At 73.2% G+C, this 921-nt stretch carries 2 protein-coding genes; one reads left to right on the top strand and one right to left on the bottom strand.

The window, feature by feature from the left end:
- Positions 1 to 249: curli-like amyloid fiber formation chaperone CsgH (gene csgH / locus AX708_RS20695; protein WP_197426326.1), on the top strand; the 249-nt coding region annotated here is incomplete at its 5' end.
- Here csgH and AX708_RS20690 read toward each other — a convergent pair.
- Positions 246 to 921: hypothetical protein (locus AX708_RS20690; protein ID WP_197426325.1), on the bottom strand; the 676-nt coding region annotated here is incomplete at its 5' end. The two genes, csgH and AX708_RS20690, sit on opposite strands and share 4 nt — an antisense overlap.

The following is a 921-nucleotide window of genomic DNA, read 5'->3' as shown; positions in this document are numbered from 1 at the left end:
GGGGACGGGGTGCTCGACGTGCGCCTGACCGGCCTGTCGGAACGCGCGCGCAGCGTGACCTATTCGCTCGAGGTCACCGGAACATCGACCTCGCGCCACCACGGCTCGACCCGGCTCGCCCCCGGCACGCAGGCCGTGCTTTCGACCATGCGCACCTCGACCGGCGCTGCGTGGTGTGTCAGGCTTGTCGCCGAGGAAGAGGGCAGCGCGCCTTACGAGATCACGCGCGGGAGCTGCGCTGCTAGTTAACGACGGCGGATCTGGTCCATTGTCGCGGCGCCCGCGCTCCGCTCGGGCGCGCTGATCTGGTCCATGTGCACCTTGCGCGCAGCCTTGGGGCGAGTGTCATCGCGGCCGATGTTGAACTCGTCATAGACCGGATCGTAGCTGATCGGGATGCCCTGCGCCTGAAGCTCGGCGAGCGAAAGCCAGGCATTGCCCGATGACGAGTTGCGGATCCGCGCCAGATCGGCCGGGGCGATGCGGTCGGCCAGCACTTCGGCGACCGAGCCGAGCCGGACCTTGAGGCCTGCCGGGGTCTGCTGGAAATCGACCTGACCCTTGGCCCGCCCGTCGACCCGGGTGAGGAGGCGGGAGCGGAAATCGAGATCGGCGATGCGCTGTGCTCCGGCCGAAGCGGGAGCGCTCGTCGCGGCCGGTTGCCGGGGCACGGCCACGGCGGCGGCAACAGGGGCCGGGGCCGGGACCGGGGCGGGCTTGGCAGCCGCCGGAACGGCGAACGGCGCGCGGGCACCGGGTGCGGCGGCGGCGGCTTTCGGCGGTGCAGGCGCGGTGATCGCGCGGCTCGCTGTCCGGGGCGGCGCGGCCGGCGCGGCCGAAGCCTTCGCGGCAGCAATGCGGGCCGGGGTAAGCTGCTCCATCGCGCTGCGACCGGCGGGCGGCGCAGGCGCGGTCGGGGCC

Origin of the sequence: Erythrobacter sp. CCH5-A1 (assembly GCF_001557115.1) — a bacterium.
Classification (GTDB): Bacteria; Pseudomonadota; Alphaproteobacteria; order Sphingomonadales; family Sphingomonadaceae; genus Erythrobacter.
The sequence above is the reverse complement of the archived record's forward strand: the minus strand, read 5'-3'. Positions and strand labels throughout refer to the sequence as shown.